16 protein-coding genes are annotated in these 21,790 nt (G+C 76.1%); 11 read left to right on the top strand and 5 right to left on the bottom strand.

Annotated features, from left to right (window positions below; translation table 11 throughout):
• Window positions 1-3: 3 nt before the first annotated feature.
• Window positions 4-1,413 carry a glycoside hydrolase family 1 protein gene (locus tag K5O09_RS03760; RefSeq protein ID WP_222171515.1) on the top strand — a complete coding sequence of 470 codons (1,410 nt, stop codon included), beginning with the start codon at window positions 4-6 and terminating at the stop codon, window positions 1,411-1,413.
• A 2-nt stretch (window positions 1,414-1,415) separates the two neighbouring features.
• Window positions 1,416-2,282 carry a PRD domain-containing protein gene (locus K5O09_RS19110; RefSeq protein ID WP_255596068.1) on the top strand — a complete coding sequence of 289 codons (867 nt, stop codon included), beginning with the start codon at window positions 1,416-1,418 and terminating at the stop codon, window positions 2,280-2,282.
• Here the strand turns inward: K5O09_RS19110 and K5O09_RS03780 are convergent.
• Window positions 2,260-2,403 carry a hypothetical protein gene (locus K5O09_RS03780; RefSeq protein ID WP_222172914.1) on the bottom strand — a complete coding sequence of 48 codons (144 nt, stop codon included), beginning with the start codon at window positions 2,401-2,403 and terminating at the stop codon, window positions 2,260-2,262. The genes K5O09_RS19110 and K5O09_RS03780 overlap by 23 nt on opposite strands.
• A gap of 288 nt (window positions 2,404-2,691) precedes the next feature.
• Between K5O09_RS03780 and K5O09_RS03785 the strand changes: the two genes are divergently transcribed.
• The 9 genes from K5O09_RS03785 (at window position 2,692) to K5O09_RS03825 (ending at window position 15,851) form a co-directional block, all read left to right on the top strand.
• Window positions 2,692-4,734, top strand: a complete 2,043-nt coding sequence (locus tag K5O09_RS03785) for a DUF11 domain-containing protein (RefSeq protein ID WP_222171516.1) — start codon at window positions 2,692-2,694, stop codon at window positions 4,732-4,734.
• Between the two features lie 300 nt (window positions 4,735-5,034).
• Window positions 5,035-6,693 carry a bifunctional UDP-N-acetylglucosamine diphosphorylase/glucosamine-1-phosphate N-acetyltransferase GlmU gene (gene glmU / locus K5O09_RS03790; RefSeq protein ID WP_222171517.1) on the top strand — a complete coding sequence of 553 codons (1,659 nt, stop codon included), beginning with the start codon at window positions 5,035-5,037 and terminating at the stop codon, window positions 6,691-6,693.
• Window positions 6,690-7,673 carry a ribose-phosphate diphosphokinase gene (locus tag K5O09_RS03795; protein ID WP_222171518.1) on the top strand — a complete coding sequence of 328 codons (984 nt, stop codon included), beginning with the start codon at window positions 6,690-6,692 and terminating at the stop codon, window positions 7,671-7,673. The genes glmU and K5O09_RS03795 overlap by 4 nt, the downstream gene beginning before the upstream one ends.
• 632 nt (window positions 7,674-8,305) lie before the next feature.
• Window positions 8,306-8,893 carry a 50S ribosomal protein L25/general stress protein Ctc gene (locus K5O09_RS03800; protein ID WP_222172565.1) on the top strand — a complete coding sequence of 196 codons (588 nt, stop codon included), beginning with the start codon at window positions 8,306-8,308 and terminating at the stop codon, window positions 8,891-8,893.
• Between the two features lie 133 nt (window positions 8,894-9,026).
• Window positions 9,027-9,647 carry an aminoacyl-tRNA hydrolase gene (gene pth, locus K5O09_RS03805; RefSeq protein ID WP_222171519.1) on the top strand — a complete coding sequence of 207 codons (621 nt, stop codon included), beginning with the start codon at window positions 9,027-9,029 and terminating at the stop codon, window positions 9,645-9,647.
• A 334-nt stretch (window positions 9,648-9,981) separates the two neighbouring features.
• A complete protein-coding gene (locus K5O09_RS03810) occupies window positions 9,982-11,544 on the top strand; it encodes a sugar transferase (RefSeq protein ID WP_222171520.1) in 1,563 nt (520 codons plus the stop codon).
• A complete protein-coding gene (locus K5O09_RS03815) occupies window positions 11,531-12,700 on the top strand; it encodes a glycosyltransferase (RefSeq protein WP_222171521.1) in 1,170 nt (389 codons plus the stop codon). Before K5O09_RS03810 ends, K5O09_RS03815 begins: the two co-directional genes overlap by 14 nt.
• A complete protein-coding gene (locus tag K5O09_RS03820; protein WP_222171522.1) occupies window positions 12,697-14,631 on the top strand; it encodes a polysaccharide biosynthesis tyrosine autokinase in 1,935 nt (644 codons plus the stop codon). The genes K5O09_RS03815 and K5O09_RS03820 overlap by 4 nt, the downstream gene beginning before the upstream one ends.
• Entirely contained in the window at window positions 14,628-15,851 is a 1,224-nt protein-coding gene (locus tag K5O09_RS03825) for a glycosyltransferase (RefSeq protein WP_222171523.1), read from the top strand. Before K5O09_RS03820 ends, K5O09_RS03825 begins: the two co-directional genes overlap by 4 nt.
• Here the strand turns inward: K5O09_RS03825 and K5O09_RS03830 are convergent.
• Genes K5O09_RS03830 through K5O09_RS03845 form a run of 4 tightly spaced genes read right to left on the bottom strand, consistent with a single transcriptional unit; the run spans window position 15,829 to window position 21,768 of the window.
• Window positions 15,829-17,046, bottom strand: a complete 1,218-nt coding sequence (locus K5O09_RS03830) for a glycosyltransferase (protein WP_255596070.1) — start codon at window positions 17,044-17,046, stop codon at window positions 15,829-15,831. The two genes, K5O09_RS03825 and K5O09_RS03830, sit on opposite strands and share 23 nt — an antisense overlap.
• Window positions 17,043-18,122, bottom strand: a complete 1,080-nt coding sequence (locus tag K5O09_RS03835; RefSeq protein WP_222171524.1) for a glycosyltransferase family 4 protein — start codon at window positions 18,120-18,122, stop codon at window positions 17,043-17,045. Before K5O09_RS03835 ends, K5O09_RS03830 begins: the two co-directional genes overlap by 4 nt.
• Window positions 18,119-19,666, bottom strand: a complete 1,548-nt coding sequence (locus tag K5O09_RS03840; RefSeq protein WP_222171525.1) for an O-antigen ligase — start codon at window positions 19,664-19,666, stop codon at window positions 18,119-18,121. The genes K5O09_RS03835 and K5O09_RS03840 overlap by 4 nt, the downstream gene beginning before the upstream one ends.
• The gene (locus K5O09_RS03845) at window positions 19,663-21,768 is read right to left on the bottom strand and encodes a glycosyltransferase (RefSeq protein WP_255596072.1); all 2,106 of its coding nucleotides are present in this window, start codon (window positions 21,766-21,768) and stop codon (window positions 19,663-19,665) included. The genes K5O09_RS03840 and K5O09_RS03845 overlap by 4 nt, the downstream gene beginning before the upstream one ends.
• Between the last annotated feature and the right edge of the window lie 22 nt (window positions 21,769-21,790).

A 21,790-nucleotide genomic window follows, 5' to 3' on the forward strand; every position in this document is an offset into this window, starting at 1 on the left:
CCCGTGCACCACCGCACCCTGCGCCCGTTCCCGCCGACGTTCCTGTGGGGCGCCTCCACGTCCGCCTACCAGGTGGAGGGAGCCGCCGACGTCGACGGCAGGGGCCCGTCGGTCATGGACGCCCGCACCGACCGCCCGGCGGACGTCGCCGACTACACCGTCGCGAGCGACCACTACCACCGGTTCGAGGAGGACGTGGCGCTGATGGCGGAGCTCGGCCTGCGCGCGTACCGGTTCTCCGTGTCCTGGTCGCGCGTGATCCCGGACGGCGACGGCGAGGTGAACCCGGAGGGCCTGGCGTTCTACGGCCGCCTGGTCGACGCGCTGCTCGCGCACGGCATCGAGCCGGTCCTCACGATGTACCACTTCGACCTGCCGCAGGCGCTCCAGGCGAAGGGCGGCTGGTCGTCGCGGGCGACCGTCGACGCCTTCGAGCGGTACGCGCGGGTGCTGACCGCCGCGCTCGGCGACCGCGTGCGGTACTGGCTGACGATCAACGAGCAGAACGTCATGATCCTGTTCGGCGGGGCGCTCGGTGTCCCGGCACCCGCCGGCGACGACCCGCAGCGCGAGCTCTATCAGCAGAGCCACCACATGCTCGTCGCCCAGGCCCGCGCCATGCGCGCGGTGCACGAGGTGCCCGGTGCGCTGGTCGGGCCGGCGCCGAACATCGCGTGCGTGTACCCGGCGAGCAGCGACCCGCTCGACGTCGTCGCGGCCGAGGACTTCGCCGCGATCCGGAACTGGCTGTACCTGGACGCGGCGGTCCACGGCGTCTACAACCCGACCGCCTGGGCGTACCTGGGGGAGCGCGGCTGGCGGCCGGTCGTCGCGCCGGGGGACCTGGACGACCTGGCCGCCGGCCGGCCGGACTTCGTGGCGTTCAACTACTACACCTCGCACACGGTCGGGGCCCCGACGCCGGACGGGCCCGAGAAGGGCGGCTCGCAGGACCAGCACCTGCTCATCGGCGACGCCGGCGTGTACCGCGGCGTCGAGAACCCGCACCTGCCGACCACCGCGTTCGGCTGGGAGACCGACCCGGTCGGGTTCCGGACGACGTTCCGGCAGCTGTACGACCGGTACCGGTTGCCGCTGCTCGTCACGGAGAACGGGCTCGGCGCCCCCGACGTCCTCGAGCCCGACGGCACCGTGCACGACCCGTACCGCATCGCGTACCTGCGCGACCACGTGGCGCAGATCCAGGAGGCGGTCACCGACGGGGTCGAGGTGATCGGCTACTGCCCGTGGGCCGCGATCGACCTCGTGTCCACGCACCAGGGCATGCGCAAGCGGTACGGGTTCGTCTACGTCGACCGCGACGAGGACGACCTGCGCACGCTCGACCGGTACCGCAAGGACTCCTTCCACTGGTACCGCGAGCTGATCGCGACCAACGGGCGGCGGAGGTGACCATGCGCGTCAAGCAGGTCCTGAACAACAGCGTCGTGCTCGGGATCGACGACGCCGGGACGGAGGTCATCCTGCTCGGCCCCGGCCTGGGGTTCCGCACCTCGCCCGGCGACGAGGTGGACCCCGCCGCGGTGCAGCGCACCTTCGTGCCCGACGGCATCGGCTCGCTGGAGCGGCTCGCGGCCATGGTCGAGGAGATCTCGATCGACGCCGTCGCGGCCTCCGAGGAGGTCATGCGCGCAGGACGCGAGCGCCTCGGGCCGCACGTCACGGCGCGGGTGCTCCTCCCGCTCGCCGACCACATCGGGTTCGCCCTCCGCCGCGTGCGCGAGGGCAGCGCGACCGAGTACCCGCTGCGCTCGGAGCTCTCCTACCTCTACCCCGCCGAGCTGGCGTTCGGCCGGGAGGCGCTGGAGATCGTGGAGCGGCGCACCGGCGTCCGGCTGCCCGCGTCCGAGGCCGTGCCGATCGCGATGCACTTCGTCAACGCCCAGTACGGCTCGGACGACATGCGCGAGTACGTGCGGATGACCGAGGCGCTGCAGCAGATCCTGCAGATCATCGACGACGAGCACGGCATCCGGTTCGACGAGGGCGCGGTGGACGTGGCGCGGTTCGTCACCCACCTGCGGTTCCTGTTCGTCCGGGCGCGCCAGGACCCGAAGCCCCCGGCCCCGGGCGTGCCCTCCGGCAGCGGCGACACCGACGAGGTGCTCGCGGCCGTGCGGGCGTCGAAGCCGCGGCAGTTCGCCTCGGCCGTGCGGATCGGGGCGCTGCTCGAGGAGCTGTTCGACTGGACGGTCGACGCCGACGAGCTGCTCTACCTCACGCTGCACGTCACGCGGCTCACCGGGGCCGCGCCGCGCTGACGGGGAGGCTCAGCCCAGGACGACGGCGGAACGGGCGCCCCGCCGGGTCGGCGTCGACCCGCAGCGGCTCGTCCGGGTCGTCGCGCCGGTCGAGCAGCAGCCGGGCCCCCAGGCCCGGCACCCGGCGCCTCCCTCGGCCGCCCCGGCACCGTCCGCCGGGGGCCGCGTCCCAGCATCCCCGCGCGGGGCCGGCGCTGCACGCGGGCCCACGCAGGTCGCGGCGCTCACGTCCGCTGCGCCTCCACTCACCCGCGCGGTGGACGGCCTGAGTGCTCCACGGGCCCGCGTGCGGACGCGGCGACGGAGCACCCACGCAGGACAGGGGTCCCCCACCCGGTCCTGCCGCAGCGCCGTCAGCGTCGGACGCGGTGCCCGCGCGGGCGCCGCCGCGGCGACGAGAGGACCAGGCGTGGACGCCAGACGACCGAGGACGACGATCGGGGGCCGGCTGCGGCGCGCCGGGGCGGGGGTGCTCGCCGTGGCACTGGCCGGGCTCGGGCTCGTGGCCGGGGGCGGCCCGGCGCTCGCGGCGCCGGGGCACGTCGAGGACGGCGCGATCCGCGTCGAGAACACCAGCATCCAGCGGGTGTACCTCGACCCGTCGATGCGCAGCCAGCTCTGGACCCGGCACTCGACGACCTTCGGGGCGTACTACCGGACGACCGACCGCGAGGGCGGCACGGCCGCGGGCAACACCGGCCCCATGGTCACGACAGCGTCGGGGCGCGAGATGTTCTGGGCGTCGGGCACGTTCGTCGAGCAGCGGCACGGCGGCACCGGCACGCCGGCCGACCCGTACTGGATCTCCACGACGCGCGAGGTGGCCGGCGTCATGCGGGTCACCACGACGAACCTCTACGCCGACGGCGACGACTACGTCCAGGGGCGGATCAGCTACACGAACCTCAGGCAGAGGGCGGAGGACGTGCAGCTCGGCTACTGGTACGACTGCTACTTCGCCGGGAGCGACTTCGGGATGTCGGCGATGGACGCCACCTCCTCGAGCTGCATCGCGTCGGAGGGCGCGGGGGCGATGAGCGTCGTGGCGGTGTCGCCCGACCCGATCCTGCTGGGTGGCAACTACTACGCCGTCGCCGCTGCCGCCAGCGGGTACGGCGTCACGACGGGGTGCCTGCGCGCCGACAGGACCACGGCGGCGTGCGACGAGCTCCCGGCGCTCGACAACAGCGCCGCCGTCCTGTGGCGCGCCGACGCGGTGGCGCCCGGGGCGGAGGTGACCCGCGCGTGGTTCGTGACGGTCGGCGAGCGGGTCGAGCCGTTCGCGGACCTCGCGGTCGGCGCGACCGTCGACCCGCCCTCCGTCCAGGTCGGCGACGAGGTGACCTACACGCTCGACGTCCGCGACGACGGGCCCGCGGCGTCGCCCGGGACCGCCGTCGACTTCGCGATCCCCGCCGGCCTGGCGCTGACGGCGCAGTCCGGCGACGGGACCTACGACGCCGCGACGGGCACGTGGACCGTCGGGGACCTCGCGTCCGGGCAGGCGGCGCAGATCCGGCTGACGGCACGCGCCGTGTCCGCCGGGACCTGGGAGGCGTCGGTGACGCGCGCGGCGTCGCCGACGGTGCTCGACCCGTCGGCGTGCGCCACCGGATCGCCGGAGAGCTGCGGCGCCCCGACGACCGTCGAGGTCACCGAGCGGGCCGTCACCGCGACGCTGGACGCCGCCCCGCGCGCGCTCCCGGCGGACGGCGTGTCGGTGTCGACCGTCACGCTCACCACGGGGGCGGTCACCCCCGGCCAGGGGGACGCAGACGCCGCGGTCCCCGCCGGCGACGCGCCCGCTACGGATGCGCCTGATGCGGCTGTGCCTGCCGTGGACGCGCCTTCGGCGGACGCGCCTTCGGCGGATGCGCCTTCTGCGGACGCGCCCGCTGCGGATGCGCCTTCTGCGGACGCGCCCCGCGCGGGTGGCGTCGAGGCCGCGGATGCTGCCGGCGACGTGACGTTCGCCACGGACCTCGGGGAGCTGGACACCCCGGTCGACCACGGCGACGGCACCGTCACGGTCGGGCTCCGGTCCGCGGAGCCGGGCGTGGCGACGGTCCGCGCGTCCGTCGGCGGCACCGAGGTCGGCACGGTGCGCGTGAGCTTCGTCGCGGCGGATCCCGAGCCGGTCGACCCCGAGCCGGTCGACCCGGAGCCCGTCGACCCGCAGCCTGTCGACCCGGTGCCCACCGACCCGCAGCCCGTCGACCCGCAGCCCACCGACCCGGACCCGGCGCCGTCCCCCGACCCGACCGTGGTGGCCGTGCCGGGCGGGACCACCTCGCCGTCGACGGGGAACGCGGCGCCGAGCACGGCGAGCGGCGTCCTGGCGTGGACCGGTACCCCCGCCGGCGTGGTGCTGCTGTGCGCGGCCTCGCTGGTGGTCGCAGGTGGAGCGCTCCTCGTGGTCCGTGGCCGCCGCCGGCCGCGCGGCGAGGGCTGACCCCCAGACGTGCGGGAGGGGCGCGGGCGTGCGGAGGGGTGCGCCCACGTCCCTCCCGCACACCCTCGCGCACCCGTCGCGGACCCGTCGCGGACCCGTCGTGCACCCCCGACCGTCGTGGAGCCGGGCCGCAGCGACGGCCGTCGCGCACGGGTCCGGCGTGGTCGGGCGCGTGCGGGGAGCCGACGGACGCGCGCCGGGGGTCGCCGCGACGGCGGTAGAGTGCGGGAGCACGACGTCCCCGCCCGGCCGCGCCCCCGCGTTCGTCCGGGCAGACCTCTCGACAGGGAGCACCCACAGGTGACCACCCCCCGCCCCGCTGCGGTCGTCGTCCTCGCCGCAGGTGAGGGCACCCGGATGCGTTCGGCCACACCCAAGGTCCTGCACACCCTCGCGGGCCGCTCGATGCTCGGGCACGCGCTCGCCGCGGCCCAGGCGCTCGAGCCCCGGCGGACGGCGGTCGTCGTCCGGCACGAGCGCGACCAGGTGGCCGCGCACGCCCGCGAGCTCATGCCCCAGGTCCTGGTCGCCGACCAGGACGACGTGCCGGGCACCGGGCGCGCCGTGCAGTGCGCGCTCGCGGTGCTCGACGCCGCCGCCCAGGCCGAGGCGGCGTCCGCGGGGGACGGCCCGGGCGTGCCCGGCTCCGCCGCGGACGTGCTCGTCGAGGGCCCGGTCGTCGTGCTGGCGGGGGACATCCCGCTGCTCGACGGCGGCACGCTGGCCGAGCTGCTGGCCGCGCACGCCGCGGACGGCGACGCCGTGACCGTGCTGACCACCGAGGTCGCCGACCCGACCGGGTACGGGCGCATCCTGCGCTCGCAGGACCCGGCCGACGCGGGCGACGTGCTCGGCATCGTCGAGGAGAAGGACGCGACCGACGAGCAGCGGGCGATCGCCGAGATCAACTCGTCGGTCTACGTGTTCGACGCCGCGGTGCTGCGCGGGGCGTTCGGCCGGCTCGGGCGCGACAACGCGCAGGGCGAGGTGTACCTGACCGACGTGCTCGCGATCGCGCGGGCGGACGGCGGGCGGGTGCGGGCGCTGCGCACCGACGACCCGGTACTCGTCGAGGGCGTCAACGACCGGGCCCAGCTCGCGGTGCTGCGCGCCGAGCTGAACCGCCGCATCCTCGACGACTGGATGCGCTCGGGCGTGACGGTCGTGGACCCTGCGACGACCTGGGTCGACGTCGACGTCGAGCTCGCGCAGGACGTCACCCTGCTGCCCGGCACCCAGCTGCACGGAGCGACGTCGGTCGCCTCCGGCGCGACGATCGGCCCGGACACGACCCTGACGGACGTCGAGGTCCACGCCGGCGCGACCGTCGTGCGGACGCACGGGTCGCTCGCGGTGATCGGCGAGGGCGCCACCGTCGGGCCGTTCGCGTACCTGCGCCCCGGCACCGTGCTCGGTGAGCGCGGCAAGATCGGCACGTTCGTCGAGACGAAGAACGCCGAGATCGGCGCCGGCTCCAAGGTCCCGCACCTGTCCTACGTGGGCGACGCGACCATCGGGGAGGAGACGAACATCGGCGCGGCGTCGGTGTTCGTCAACTACGACGGCGTGCGCAAGCACCGCACCACGATCGGCTCGTACGCCCGTACCGGCTCGGACAACATGTTCGTCGCGCCGGTCACGGTCGGCGACGGCGCGTACACCGGTGCGGGCTCGGTCATCCGGCACGACGTCCCCCCGGGCGCGCTGGCCGTGAGCGCCGGCGCCCAGCGGAACATCGAGGGCTGGGTCGCCCGGTCCCGCGCCGGGACCCCGGCCGCCGAGGCCGCCGCCCGCGCGCGAGGCGACGACGACCAGCTCTCGCCCCAGGCGCGCGCCGAGCGTGAGCGCGCCGGACGCGCCGCCGGCTCGGGCGTCTACTCGACGCCGCCCCCGCACCTGCCGGACCACCCGGCCCCGCTGCCCGACGCCCAGCCCAGCACGGAGGACACCGCACGATGACCGGGATCGTCTCGCAGGACGGTGAGAAGCGGCTCGTCCTGGTCTCGGGTCGTGCGCACCCTGATCTGGCCGCTGCCGTGGCGCAGAGCCTCGACATCGACCTGCTGCCCACGACGGCGTACGACTTCGCGAACGGCGAGATCTACGTGCGGTTCGCCGAGTCGGTGCGCGGCGCGGACGTGTTCGTGCTGCAGAGCCACGCGGCGCCCATCAACCAGTGGCTGATGGAGCAGTTCCTCATGGTCGACGCGCTCAAGCGCGCCTCGGCCAAGACGATCACCGTGATCGCGCCGTTCTACGGCTACGCCCGGCAGGACAAGAAGCACCGCGGCCGCGAGCCGATCTCGGCCCGCCTGGTGTCGGACCTGTTCAAGACCGCGGGCGCCGACCGGCTGATGAGCGTCGACCTGCACGCCGCGCAGATCCAGGGCTTCTTCGACGGGCCCGTCGACCACCTGTGGGCGATGCCGATCCTCACCGAGTACGTGCGGACCCGCGTCGACGTGCAGAACGTCACCGTCGTGTCCCCGGACGCCGGCCGCATCCGCGTCGCGGAGCTGTGGGCCCAGAAGCTCGGTGGCGGTCCGCTGGCGTTCGTCCACAAGTCCCGCGACATCCGGCAGCCCAACAAGACGGTCGCGAACCGCGTCGTCGGCGACGTCGAGGGTCGGACCTGCGTGCTGGTCGACGACCTCATCGACACCGCCGGCACGATCACCGGGGCGGTGCGCGTGCTCAAGGAGGCGGGCGCGAAGGACGTCATCGTCGCCGCGACGCACGGCGTGCTGTCCGACCCCGCGACCGACCGCCTGCAGCAGTGCGGCGCCCGCGAGGTCATCGTCACGGACACCCTGCCGATCCCGGACGAGCACCGGTTCGAGAACCTGACCGTCCTCTCGATCGCCCCGCTGATCGCCCGCGCGATCCGTGAGGTGTTCGACGACGGCTCGGTCACGAGCCTCTTCGACGGCCAGTCCTGACCCCGAGCGCGGTCCCGCGCACCCTCCGCGCGCGCCCCGCCACGCCGAGACTCCAGGACACGCCGACCCGGGCGGCGTGCCCCGGGCGTGTCCTGGACTCTCGACGCGGGCTGCGCGCGGACGCAGGGCCTGACCGTGCGTGCCCGCGCGTCCCGCCGCTCGCGCGCGTTCTTGCGGTGAGAGTCCAGGACACGCCGGCCGGGAGTCGCGATCCCGGGCGTGTCCTGGACTCTCGGCGCGGCGCGGCGCGTGGGGATGAGCGGGTGCGGGTGGGGGTGCGCGGATGAGCGGGTGCGCGGGTGCGGGTGGATGGGCGCGGGTACGGGCCGGCACGGGGGAGGGGTGCGGGAGCCGTGGGAGCGGATTCGTCCCGCGGGGTGGGACGCGGGTAGTATCGGGGGGTTGCCTCGGCGAGGGACGTCGGACGGTCGCTCCACGACCCGTCGACGGTCCGGCGGACGGCGCGTCCCGCACCCCAGGGTGCCGCGGACACGGCCGCGCGGACCGCGTCGGATCGAGACCACCGATCTCCGTGATCGACTGGGTGGTCCGCCTCCGCGTGCCCGTCCAGCGTCCCGCGTCGAGGCCACCACACCGTCTCGCCCGTCATCCTCTGCTTCTTGGGAGTCACCGTGTCCGAGGTCAAGCTCGCCGCCACCACCCGCACCGAGTTCGGCAAGGGCGCCGCGCGCCGCCTGCGCCGCGCCCACCAGATCCCCGCCGTCCTGTACGGGCACGGCACCGAGCCGGTGCACGTGGCGCTCCCGGGCCACGAGACGATGCTGGCCGTCAAGCAGGCGAACGCCCTGTTCGAGATCGAGCTCGAGGGCAAGGCGACCCTGGCGATCGCCAAGGATGTGCAGCGCGACCCGGTCAAGAACGTCATCGAGCACGTCGACCTGCTGATCGTCCGCCGCGGCGAGAAGGTCACGGTCGAGGTCCCGGTCACCGTCGTGGGCGAGTCCGCCCCGGGCACGATCCACATCGTCGAGACCCAGACGCTGACCCTCCAGGCCGAGGCCACGCACCTGCCCGAGCACGTCGAGGTCTCGATCGAGGGCCTGCAGGCCGGCACCGCGCTGACCGCCGGCGAGCTCGCCCTGCCGACGGGCGCCCTGCTCGAGGGTGACGCCGAGCAGGTCATCGTGACCGTCACGGTCCCGACCGTGTCCGCCGAGGACCGTGCCGCGGACCAGGCCGCCGAGGCCGCCGCGGAGTGATCCGCCCGGCGCGCCCCCTCCAGGGGGCAGCGCCGACCGCGCTGGGGACGCCCGGTACCGTGCCACGGTGCCGGGCGTCCGGCATGCGGGGCGCCGAGCGGTGCCCCCGACGACGAGAGGGAGTGGCGCCGCGATGAGCGAGGGGCGCTGGCTGGTGGTCGGCCTGGGGAACCCGGGGCCGCAGTACGCCGGCAACCGGCACAACGTCGGGCAGATGGTGCTCGACGAGCTGGCGCGGCGCTCGGGGGCGTCGTTCGGGTCGAAGGGCGGCGTGCTGTCCCGGCGCCCGCAGGCCGCCACCGCGGAGGTGCGCATCGGCACGCTGCCCGGCGGTGCGCCCGGTCCGAGGGCCGTCCTCGCCAAGCCGACCACCTTCATGAACACGTCCGGCGGGCCGGTCGCGGCGCTCGCGCGGTACTACGACGTGCCGGCGGAGCGGGTGGTGCTGGTGCACGACGAGCTCGACATCCCGTTCGGCGAGATCAAGCTGAAGCTGGGCGGGGGCGAGGGCGGGCACAACGGTCTGCGGGACACGTCCAAGGCGCTCGGCACCAAGGACTACCTGCGGGTGCGGGTGGGCATCGGCCGGCCGCCGGGGCGGATGGACGCGGCGGACTTCGTGCTGCGCGACTTCGCGAAGCCGGAGCAGAAGGAGCTGCCGTTCCTGCTCGACGACGCGGCGGACGCCGTCGAGCTGCTGGTGACGGAGGGCCTGGAGCGCGCGCAGCTCCGCTTCCACACCCGCACCCGCTGACCGGGTCGCGCGCAGCAGCCCGCTCGAGGTCGTCACCTCGGCCCGAGGTCGTCACGCCGACGTGACGACCTCGGCCCGGAGCGACGACCTCGCGGTGTGTCCGGGGCGGGTGGCGGGCGCGTGGCGGGTGTTGTCGCAGGCCCGGGGCGTGCGGTGCGGCATCCGGGTGACACCGGGGTGGGAGCGCGTCCAGCGCGGGTGTCGTCGCAGGTCAGCGCCCCGCCGATCGCCCATACGGGTGCGAAAGGGGTGAAAACGGACAGATCGGGCGGACTGGGGCAAACCCGCTGATATAGCCTCAAGTCACACCAACGCCGCCCGGGGGGACCCAGACATGAGCCTGCTCGACGATCACGACGTGTCGCGCTCCGCCGAGCGCGCCGTCGCGGCGACGGAGGCCGGACCCTCGACCGAGCACGACGCCGCCGAACGCCGGCGCGCCGCCCGCGGACCGCGGCTCTCCTGGGCCTCCGACCGCCCGTTCCACGAGCCCCTCGGCACCGCCGCGCCCTCCCGATGGCGCAGCCAGCACGCGACGTACCAGATCGAGACGCTGGCACGGGACGTGGTGCTGGCCACCTGCATCCCGACGCTGCTGCTGTTCCTCATGCACGGGGTGTCGCTGCTCCAGCTGTCCTGGGGCCTGATGATCGGCGTGCTGTTCATCGCGATGGTCGCCGTCGAGCGCGGCTACGACCGGCAGGTGATCGGCGACGGGCACCTGGAGTTCGAGGCGGTGATCCGCGGCGGTGTGCTCAGCGCCGCGGGGCTGGCCCTGCTGGCGGTCGGCCTGGACGTCGACGTGCCGCGCACCATCGTGTTCTTCGCGCTGCCGCTGGTGGTGCTGGTGCTCATCACCGCCCGCCACGTCGCGCGCCGGGCCCTGCACCGGCGCCGGGCGGCCGGGGAGTCCATGCGTCGCACGCTCGTGGTGGGGGACGCGTCGTCGATCACGCACGTCGTGGACGACCTGCGCGGGCTCCCGCAGTACGGCTACCACATCGCCGGTGTGTGCGTCCCGTCCTTCGACGGGTCGCTGCCGCCCCTCGGGGTCCCCGTGCTCGGGTCCGTCTCCGACGTCGTGCAGGTGGCGGTCGACGGAGAGTTCGACGTCGTCATCGTCACCGGCTCCGAGCTGTCCGGCCAGGCGCTGCGCCGGCTGTCGTGGGCGCTGCAGCGCACGCGCACCGAGCTGGTCGTCGCGCCCGGGATCGTCGAGGTGTTCGGCCCGCGTGTCACGCTGGAGCCCACGGCCGGCCTCTCGCTGATCCACGTGAACGCCGCCGAGTCGCGCCGCTCGCGGATCATCGCCAAGCGCGCGTTCGACACCGCGTTCTCGGCGGGCGCGCTGCTCGCGCTGCTGCCGGTGCTGGTCGTCATCGCGGTCGCGGTGAAGGTCACGAGCCCCGGGCCTGTGCTGTTCCGCCAGACGCGGGTCGGCAAGGAGGGCCGCGAGTTCTCGATGCTGAAGTTCCGCAGCATGGTGGTCGACGCCGAGGAGCGGCTCGCGGAGCTGCGCGCGGCGAACCAGGCCGACGGCCCCCTGTTCAAGATGGACCGCGACCCGCGCATCACGCGCATCGGGCACTTCCTGCGCAAGCACTCCCTGGACGAGCTGCCGCAGCTGTTCAACGTGGTCAAGGGCGACATGGCGCTGGTCGGTCCCCGGCCGCCGCTGCCGTTCGAGGTCGCCCAGTACCGCGAGTCGGCGCGCCGCCGCCTGCTGGTCAAGCCGGGTCTCACCGGCCTGTGGCAGATCAGCGGCCGCGCGGACCTGGCGTGGGAGGAGGCCGTGAAGCTCGACCTGCGGTACGTCGAGAACTGGTCGATCGCCTTCGACCTGATGATCCTGTGGCGCACCTTCTACGTCGTCGTGAGCGGGCATGGCGGGCGGTGAGCGCGTCGCGCTGGCGCACGACTACGCCACCCAGCGCGGCGGGGCGGAGCGCGTCGCGCTGGTGATGGCGCAGGCGTTCCCGGACGCGCCCCTGTACACGACGCTCTACCACCCGCGGGGCACGTTCCCGGAGTTCGGGCCCCTCGACGTGCGGACGAGCCCGCTGGACCGCGTCGGGCTGCTGCGTCGCCACCACCGGCTGGCGCTGCCGCTGCTGGCGCCCGCCGTGAGGGCGACGCCGATCGAGGCGGACGTGGTGCTGGCGTCGTCGACCGGGTGGGCGCACGGGTTCCCGACGTCGGGCCGCAAGGTCGTCTACTGCCACGCCCCCGCGCGCTGGCTGTACCAGACCGACCGGTACCTCGGCCCGGCCGGCGGCGCCCAGCGGTGGCTCGCCGCCCGCGCCCTCGGCCTGCTGGCCCCCGGCCTGCGGCGCTGGGACCGCCGGGCCGCAGGGACCGCCGACCGGTACCTCGCGAACTCGACCGTGACGGCCCGGGCGATCCGGGAGACCTACGGGATCGAGGCGGAGATCCTCCCGCCGCCCCCCGCGATGCTGCCCGCCGGTGAGGAGACCGCGCCCGACGGTGTCGAGCCGGGCTTCCTGCTGTGCGTCGCGCGGCTGCTGCCCTACAAGAACGTGGACGTCGTCGTGGAGGCCGTGCGCCGGATGCCGGGAACGCGCCTCGTGGTGGTCGGCGACGGCCCCGAGCGGGCGTCGCTCGCCCAGCGGGTGCGCGACCTGCCGCGGGTCCGGCTCGTCGGGCGCGTCGACGACGCCCGGCTGCGCTGGCTGTACCGGCACTGCGCCGCCCTCGTCGCCGCGTCCTACGAGGACTACGGCCTGTCGCCGCTGGAGGCCGCGGCCTTCGGTCGCCCGTCCGTGGTCCTGCGTGACGGCGGCTACCTCGACACCGTCCGCGACGGCGTCACCGGGGAGCTCTTCGACGCCCCCGACCCCGACCTGGTGGCCGAGGCCGCCGGGCGCGCGCTGGACCGCACCTGGGACCCCCGGGTGCTGACGGCGCACGCCGACGAGTTCGCCGCGGGGCGGTTCGTCGCGCGGCTGCACGCGATCGCCCGCGAGGAGCTCGCGCACGCGGCCGGCACCCGGCCCCGCCTCGAGACCGTCCCGACCGAAAGGCGCCCCCGATGACCCTGCAGGACATGTTCCGGACCATCTGGTTCGGCAAGTGGCTGGTGCTGGTGTCCGTCCTGGCGGCGCTCGCGGGAGCCTGGCTCTACGTCGACCGCCAGGAGCCGGAGTACGCGGCCGAGGCGACCGTGCAGATCGTCGGGACCGAGACGCTGTCCGAGGCCGGCATCCGGCTGGAGAGCGACCCGGCGCTCGTGACGGGCGACGGGGTGACGACGACGGCCGCGACCGCCCTGGGCGACCCGGGCCTCGCCGACGACCTCGCGGCCCGCACGTCGGCCGAGTACGCGCTGGAGAACCCCAACAACGTCGTCGTCACCGAGACCGGGCTGGACCCGCAGGACACCGTCGAGGCCGCGAACGCCGTCGCCACGGCGTACGTCGCGGCGCTGCAGTCGCAGTTCGACGACGACGTCGCCGCGATGCAGAAGCGCCTCGACGGGCTCGCCGTGAGCATCGACGAGCAGCAGCAGGCGATCACGGAGTCCCGGAGGGCGGCCGCCGCGGCGGCCGCGAACGCGAACCCCGACGCCCAGGTGGACCCGGTCGAGGGCCTGCTCGAGGCCCAGTACTCGACGACGATGGAGCAGTACCAGACGCTGTCGTCGCAGCTCACGCAGGCGCAGCTGCTGGCCTCCCCCGCCTCGATCCTCCAGAACGCGGTGCACGGCACGCTCGTGAGCCTCCCGCCGATGCTGGTGTACGCCGTCGCGGGGCTGGCGGGCCTGCTGGTCGGCATCGGCCTCGCGGTGGTCCGGCGCGGCCTGGACACCAAGATCCGCACGACGGGCGCGGCGCGCCGATCGGCGGGCGCCCCGGTGCTCGCCCGTCTGTCCGGCACGGGCGCGGCGCTGAAGTCGTACGAGGCGGAGGGCACGCTCCCGGTCGCCCGGCGCGAGGCGACGGCGTACACCCGGTCCGTCCGCGAGCTCCGCACCGCCCTGCAGGCGGCGGTCGAGAACGACTCGGGCAGCGCCGTGATCGTGGTGACGGCGGCGGACGTCGAGACGCCGCGCTCGTTCGTGGCGGCCAACCTGGCGGCGTCGTGGGCGCTGTCCGGACGCAGCGTCGTGGTGCTGTCCGGTGACCTGCGTCAGCCGCGCCTCAACGCGCTGCTGCCGGCGTCCGCCGACGCCCCGGCCCCGTCCGGCCGTGACGGCGCGCGCAACCGCACCGCGGCGGTCCCGACCGCGATCCCGCACCTGTCCGTGCACCCCGCCCTCCAGACGGAGCTGGACCCCGCCGACTACCTCGCGAGCGACGAGGTGCGCGCGCTGGTGGAGCAGCTGCGACGCGCCGCGGACGTGGTGATCATCGACGCGCCGCCGATGCTGGTCGCGGCCGACGCCACCATCCTCGGCTCCTACGCGGACGGCGTGCTGCTGGCCGTGACGGTCGGGCACACCGCCGCGGCGGCTGTCGAGGAGTCGGCCGAGCGCCTGCGCGCCGCGAACGCCGCGCTGCTGGGCCTGGCGCTCGAGGGCACCGGCGAGCGTCGGCACGTGGCCTACGAGGCGACGTACGCCTACACCGGTGCGGCGGTCGAGCCCGGGGACGTCGCCGACGACGATCGGGCGTCCGGCGCGAGCGGCACGGTGCAGGACGCGAGCGCCGCCGGCGGGCCCGCGGGCGGTGGCGACGCCGGATCCGAGCCCGCCGCGGGGCCGGGCCGGGCGGACGACGCCGGCAAGGGCGCGGCGGACGACGCCGGGCCGGGCGCGGCGGACGACGCCGGGCCGGGCCGGGCGGACGACGCCGGGCCGGACGAGACCGACGGGGCGGTCGAGGGCGACGACACCGCGCGCGACGGCCGGGTCCCGACCCCCGCGCCGGGTCCCGGTGGCCGGGCGTCGGAGGAGTCGGGCACGGGGCCGGGCGCCGGCGACCGCGGCCGGAAGGACCGCGCGCCGGTCGTCGCCGAGACGACGTGACCGCCGGCCGCGCCGCGCCGCGCGGGCCCGCGGCGCCGCACGGACCGGTGCGGGTGGTCGTGCTGGACCACACCGCGGAGCTGGGCGGTGCCGAGCTCGCGCTGCTGCGGACGTGCCGCGCGCTCGACCCGGCCCGCGTCGCGGTGACCGTGGTGCTGTTCTCCGACGGCCCGCTGCGCGAGCGCCTGCGCGACGCCGGCGTGGCCGTGCGCGTGCTGCCGCTGGACCCCGGCATCGCCCGCACGGATCGCGCGGCGGCGGGGCGCTCCGTGCTCGGGGCGGTCAGGTCCGCGGTCGTGACGGCGCCGTTCGTGGCCCGCCTCGGCCGTCTGCTGCGGGAGCTGGACGCGGACGTCGTGCACACGACGTCGCTCAAGGCCGACCTGCTGGGCCTGCCGGCCGCAGCGCTCAGCCGCCGGCCGCTGGTCTGGCACGTGCACGACCGGATCGCGGACGACTACCTGCCCGGGGGCCTGGCCCGGGTGCTGCGGGCGGTCGCGCGCCACGGGCCCCGGCACGTCGTGGTGAACTCGCGCGCGACGGCCGGGACCCTGCTGCCGCTGCGCCGGGGGTGGACGCTCGCGTACCCCGGGCTGGCGCCGGAGCAGGTCGCGGCGGACCCTGCGGCGCGTCGGGCGCCGGAGGTGCCGGTCGTCGGCCTGGTGGGGCGGGTCAGCCCGACCAAGGGGCAGCGGGAGTTCGTCGAGGCGTGCGCCCTGCTGGCCGAGCGGTTCCCGTCGGCCCGGTTCCGGGTGGTGGGAGCGGCCCTGTTCGCCGAGGCGGGCTACGAGGCGCAGGTGCGCGAGCTGGCCGCCCGGCGCGGGCTCGACGGCCGGCTGGAGTGGACGGGCTGGGTCGCGGATCCGGTCGCCGAGGTGGACGGGCTGTCCGTGCTGGTGCACGCCTCGCCGGTGCCCGAGCCGTTCGGCCAGGTCGTCGCCGAGGGGATGGCCCGCGGGGTGCCCGTCGTCGCGACCGCCGGCGGCGGCGTCGACGAGCTCGCTGTGGCCGCCGACGGCACCGAGCGCTGCCTCCTGGTCCCGCCGCGTGACCCGGAGGCGCTGGCCGCGGCCGTCGCGCGCGTGCTGGAGCGCCCGCAGGAGGCCGCCGCACGGGCGGACCGGGCGTGGAAGGACGTGCAGGCGGAGTTCGCCGTCGAGCGCACCGCCGTCCGTCTGACCGCCGTGTGGGAGCAGGTCAGCCGGCGCGGACGCGGCTGAGGACCACCGCCATCTCCTGGACCCGGTCGGACCAGCGCGGCACGTCGGCGGCGGCCAGGGCCTGCCGCGGGAACCGGGGCCCCGTGGCGGCGGCGCCGGTGGCGTCGGCGTCGGAGAGCACGCGGGCGACGACGTCCGGCAGGTGCTGCGGCGAGGCCGTGGTCACGCGGTCCGGCGGCTGGTCCCGGAACCCGGCGACGGGGGTCGCGACGATCGGGCGGCCCACCGCCAGGTACTCGTACAGCTTGATCGGGTCCAGCGAGTCGGTGAAGTCGTCGACGACGTGCGGCACGACGAGCGCTCCGGCGTGCTGCAGGTACGCCGGGACCAGTGCGGCCGGGCGGGCACCGAGCAGCACGGCCCCGGCGGCCTCGAGCCGTGTCAGGTCGAGCAGGTCCAGCAGCGGCGGCCCGACCAGCACGAGCCGGGAGCCGGTCGCCCGCAGGTGCGTGGCGAGCCGCAGGCACGCGTCCACGTCGAGCCGGTCGGGGTGCAGGGTGCCGACGTACACCGCGTACGGGCCGTCCGGCAGGTCGGCGGGGCGGGGCGCGGGTGTGCGGTAGGCGTCCACGTCGACGGCGTTGGTCAGCAGCGTCACCGGCCGGTCGGCGCCCTTCGCGCGGACGAGCGCGGGGGAGCAGACGACGACCTCCGCGCAGCGCTCCATGAGCACCCGCTCGGCGGCCTCGAGGCGCTCGTGCTCGGCGGGCTCGCGGACGGCGCGCAGCCAGTCGTCGGTGACGTCGTACAGCGCCCGCCAGCCGGTGGCGCGCAGCACGGCGGCACCGCCCGGGTCGTTCACCCACAGCACCGGGTTCACCATGCCGAGCCGCCGGGCCACGCGGGCGACCGCCCGGGCCCGCCGGTCGTCGCCGCCCGCGTCGAGACGGCGCGGCAGCCACTTCGTCGGCCGGTACGCCCACGCCCTCCCCTCCGGGGCCCCGTCCTGCGGGCCGAGCCGCCGCACCGGGCGCCCGAGCGTGGGCGGGGCGCCGCGGCGCAGGTCGTGCAGGTGGTCGACGGGCGGCTCGACGAACAGCACCCGCAGCCCCGGGTCGTCGGCCAGGAGGCCCGCGACCAGGTGCTGGTTGCGGCGCCACACCTCGTCCCACGGCTCCAGGGACACCACGACGAGGTCGCGGCGGTCGTCGGGGGCCGCGGAGCGTCGCACGGCGTCGTGGGTCGCGGCGGTCACCGGCGCACCGCCCCGGGCACCGCGGGCGCTGCGGGCCCGGAGGCCCCGGGCTCCCCGCCGAGCACCGCCGCGTACACGGCGGCGATGCCGTCGGCGTGCGTGCCGAGGTCGAAGTGCCGCTGCTGCACGGCGCGGAGCTCCTCGCCGTACGCCGCGCGGCGCTCCGGGTCGCGGGCGAGCCGGGCGAGCGCGGCACCCGCCGCGGGGACGTCGTCGGCGGGCACGAGCACCGCCCCGTCCGCGGACCCGACGGTCTCGTCGTGCCCGCCGCCGCGCCCCGCGACGACGGGGGTCCCGTGCGCCATGGCCTCGACCACCGACAGGCCGTAGGGCTCGTCGGGCCGCGGGGCGAGGAAGATCCCGGCGGTGGCGAGCAGCGCGTCGACGTCGGACCGGGAACCCAGGAACCGCGTGGACGCCGCGACACCGAGCTCGGCGGCGAGGCGCTCCAGCGCGGGCCGCTCGGCGCCGGATCCTGCCACGAGCAGCTGCCAGCCGGCGTCGGCGAGCCCGCTGGACGCCCACACGCGCAGTCCGAGGTCGGTCCGCTTCTCCGCCTCCAGCCGCTGCGCCATGAGCACGACCGGGCGGCGGTCGGCCGCCACCTCGCCGTCCACCCGCGGCACGGACGGCACCCCGGGGTGCACCACCGTCGACGCACCCTCGACGCGGTCGGCCACGAACCGGCTGATCGCGACCTGCGCGGCGATCCTCGGCCCGACGACGCGGGCCACGGCGCGCCCGGCCACGGAGGACCCGCGGTGGTCCGCGAAGTGCCGTGTGGTGACGACGGGGGCGCGGCCGGCCGTGACCGCCGCGAGCTCGGCGGCGGTCATGTGCGCGTGCACCAGGCGGGTGCCGAGCCGGCGCAGGGCGGCCGCGGCGCGCAGGGGCGTCGGCGCGGGCGCCCACCGGACGCCGGAGCCGGCCAGCTCGGCGGGCATCCGGTCCGCCGCACCGCCGAGGACGTGCACGCGCAGGCCGCGGGCGTCCTGCGTGCGGGCGAGGGTGGTCACGTAGCGCTCGACGCCGGCGAAGGCGTCGGTGCACACCACGTGCACGACGTCGGTGGTCACGAGTGCTCCCGGTGGCCGATCGGCAGGGGCAGGCGGCGCCGGCGGGGCCGCTCGGGCCGGGCGTGCCGGGCGCGGCGACCCTCCGCGCTGTCCGCGCTGCCCGGTCCGCGCCGTGCGGGCGGTGGTGGCGCCACCCGGGGCGGCAGGCCGTCCTCCCCGGCGCCCGAGCGGGCGGCGTGGGCCTGCGCCCCGAGGCAGATGCCGGCGATGACGAACGGGATGGACACCTGCGCGGCCACCCAGAACAGGTCGAACTGGCCCTGCACGAAGCGCATCAGCACCAGCACGAACGCGAGCGTCCCGTAGCGGGAGTCGACCCGCCACAGGATGACGAGGATCACGAGGAACATCACCAGGAAGCCGACGAGGCCCACGATGCCGCCCGACGACAGCATCTCGAACTCGGCGTTCGGCGGCTGGAACTTCTCGTCGAACCGGTCCGTGTACCACCAGCGCAGCCCGGCGCCGAACCACGGGTACTGCTCCCAGATCAGCAGCGACTGCCGGAACCAGATCAGCCGCTGGTAGGCGGAGTTGTACTGGTTGCCGGACTCGAGCTGGTCCTGCACGAGGGTGCCGACCACGAGCGCCCCGCCCGCGACGGCGAGCAGGACGACCTTCGAGCGGTGCCGGTGCGGGTCGGGGCGCAGCGCCACGACGGCGACCGCGACGGCGAGCCCGATGAGCGCCTGCCGGGACTGCGCGACGAGGATGCCGGCGACGAACAGGCCGAACAGGCCGAGGCACACCAGGTCGTTCCACCGCAGCCACCGCGGGCGGGTGTAGACGACGATGGCCGCGAACGCCAGCACGCACCCGATGTAGTTCTTGTGCATGAGGAACGGCTCGTTGAGGTACACCGGCGCGGTGCTGCCCTGGCCGAGGTTCACCGCGAACTGCGCCAGCGCGGCGAGCGCCACCACGACCGATCCCGCCACGTAGAGCCCCAGGGCGAGGCGGGCGTGCCCGGCGGCGCCGATCGCCCAGCCGACGAGCAGCGCGCCGCCGACCAGCAGCCAGGAGTGCAGCCACTCGACGGCGTTCGCGACGTAGGGGTTCGCGATCACGGTGAACAGCACGGTGGCCTGGTAGAACGCGGTGGCCCAGAGCACGCCCCGCATCGCGCCGGTCAGAGGACGCCGGGCGAACAGCAGCGCCGGCCAGAACGCCGCGAACAGCACGAAGTCCGACAGCGACAGCGCCCCGCCCACCCGGTTCACCAGCAGCAGGAACGGCATGCCGAGCACGGGGAGCGCCAGGGGCTCCCGCAGGGTCAGCCCCACCACGAGGACGAGCACGCCGGCGCCCAGCGTGAACCAGGGCTGCACGGACGTCAGCAGCACCAGCACGACACCGAGGGTCGCGAGACCCGCGGCCACGGTCACCCGACGCCTGGCGCCCGCGCCGGGGACGCGCTCGAGGACGCCCTGCGGCGGCAGCGCCCGGTGCGGCTCGACGCCGGGGGCGAGCGAGAGACCGGGCCCGCGCGGGACGTCCTCCGCGGGCGGGGGGCCGGGCGGGGCGGGCGGCGTGGTCGTGGTCATGCGGCGGGCTCCCGCTCGTCGACGGGCTCGGGCAGGGTGCGCGGGCCGGGGGGCGGGGCCGCGGGTGGGGCGGCACCGTCGCCGCGGGGGGCGCGCAGGTCGCCGAGCGCCGCCTCGGCACGCACGGGGCCGCCCAGGTAGAGCCGGAGCCGGAGCCGGGCGGCGCGGCCGCGGTCCCCGGGGAGCAGCGCGCGCGGCACGGCCCCGAGGGCGACCGCCGCACGCGCTGACGCCCATCCCGTGGCGCCGTGGTGCCGGCGCAGGTAGCGCTCCTGGCCGGCGTGGAAGTGCGTCTCGCGGCGGGCGGGGTCGGAGCTGGTGCCGCCGCCGGCGTGCTGCGCGACGACGTCCGCGACGACCGCGGACCGCCATCCCGCGTCGCGGGCGCGGCGCTGCCAGTCGGTCTCCTCCGCGTAGAGGAAGTAGGACTCGTCGAACCCGCCGACCCGGGCGAGCGCCTCGGCGCGCAGCAGCAGCACCGAGCCGATCACGAACCCCTGGTCGTCGGGGCCGAGTCCGAGGCCTGCAGCCTGCCGCCAGGCGGCGCGGGGGGTCGGGAACGGCCACCGCACGCGGGCGGGGGCGCCGTCCTCGCCGACCTGCGCCGGGCCGACGGCCGCGAGGTCCGGCTCGGCGAGCAGGCGCCGCTGCAGCACCGCGACGTCGTCCGGCTCGACCCGGGCGTCCGGGTTGAGCAGCAGCACGTCCGCGCCGGGCAGGAGCCGGTCGGCGAGCGCGTGGTTGACCGCGGCGCCGAACCCGAGGTTGGCGCCGGGGTCCAGGTAGCGGGCGCCGGCCGCCTCGGTGACGGCGCGGACGTCCGCGTCGCCGGAGTTGTCGACGACGGTCACGGGCAGCGCGCCGGCGACGGGGGCGAGGGCGCGCTGCAGGAGGTCGGCGGCGCCGTACGCGACGACGACGACCTCGACGCCCCGGTCCGCGCTCCTGCCGGCGCCCGATGTCGCCGGGTCGGTGAGGTCCGGTCCCGGCAGCAGCCCGCGGTACATCGCCTCGTACTGCTCGGCGATCGCGTCCCACGTGTACGCGCGGGCGCGCCGCAGCCCGGCCTCGCGCAGCCGCGCGGCGTGCTCCGGGTCGTCGAGCACGCCCCGCAGCGCCCGGGCGAGCGCGGTGGCGTCCCCGGGCGGGACGAGCACCCCGGCACCGCCCACCACGTCCCGCAGCGCGCCCGAGTCGGACGCCACGACGGGCACCCCGGCGGCCATCGCCTCGACGGCGACGCGGCCGAACTGCTCGAGCCAGCCGGGGGCGGCGACGGACGGCACGGCGAGCACGCCGATGCTGCGGTAGAACGCGGACAGCCCGGCGCCTGCGAGGTGCCCGTGGAACGTGACGCGCCCGGCGAGCGCGGGGGAGGACGCGCGGCGGCGCAGGGCGTCCTCGTGCGGGCCGGCCCCGGCGATCGCGACGTGCAGCCCGGGGTCGGCCTCGGCGGCGTCCAGCAGCACGTCGAGGCCCTTGTGCGGGGCGAGGAGGCGGCCGACGTAGCCGGTGCGTGCGGGGGCGGCCGCACCGGCTACGCCGGCGTCCAGGGGCGCCGGGCCGGACTGCTCGACACCGAGCCCGATGACGTGCGCGGGGGCGGTCAGCCCCTTGGCGCGCAGCACGTCGCCGGCCTCGGTGTTGCAGACGCTGACGGCACCGGCGTGGCGCAGGGCGCGGCGCTCCCACCACCGGAACGGCGGCGGGTAGCGCTTGGCGATGTTCTGCGCGGAGTACAGGACGTAGGGGACCCGGGAGCGCCGCAGCGCACGCAGCAGCAGCACCTCGGCGGTGGCGAGCGCGGCGGGCTCCTCGTGGACGTCGAGGACGTCCCACCGCTCGCCGAGCGCGCGCCAGATCGGACGCGGGTCGTAGAGGAAGACGTTCGGGTGCCGGCCGACGGTGCGGACGCCGACGACGTCCTCGCCGGGCTGCGGGTCCAGGTCGACGTCCCGGCCGCCCTCCTCCCAGCGGCGGGCCGAGAGCGTGCGGACCTCGATGCCGCGGGCGCGCAGAGCGGCCTCGCGACCGCGCCACGCCGTGACGACGGCGCTGTGGGAGATCCGCAGGACGCGCATGGTGACCATCGTGCCGGTCACCAGAACAAAACGGACAATTGGT

Source organism: Cellulomonas sp. C5510 (assembly GCF_019797765.1).
In the GTDB taxonomy this organism is placed as follows: domain Bacteria; phylum Actinomycetota; class Actinomycetes; order Actinomycetales; family Cellulomonadaceae; genus Cellulomonas.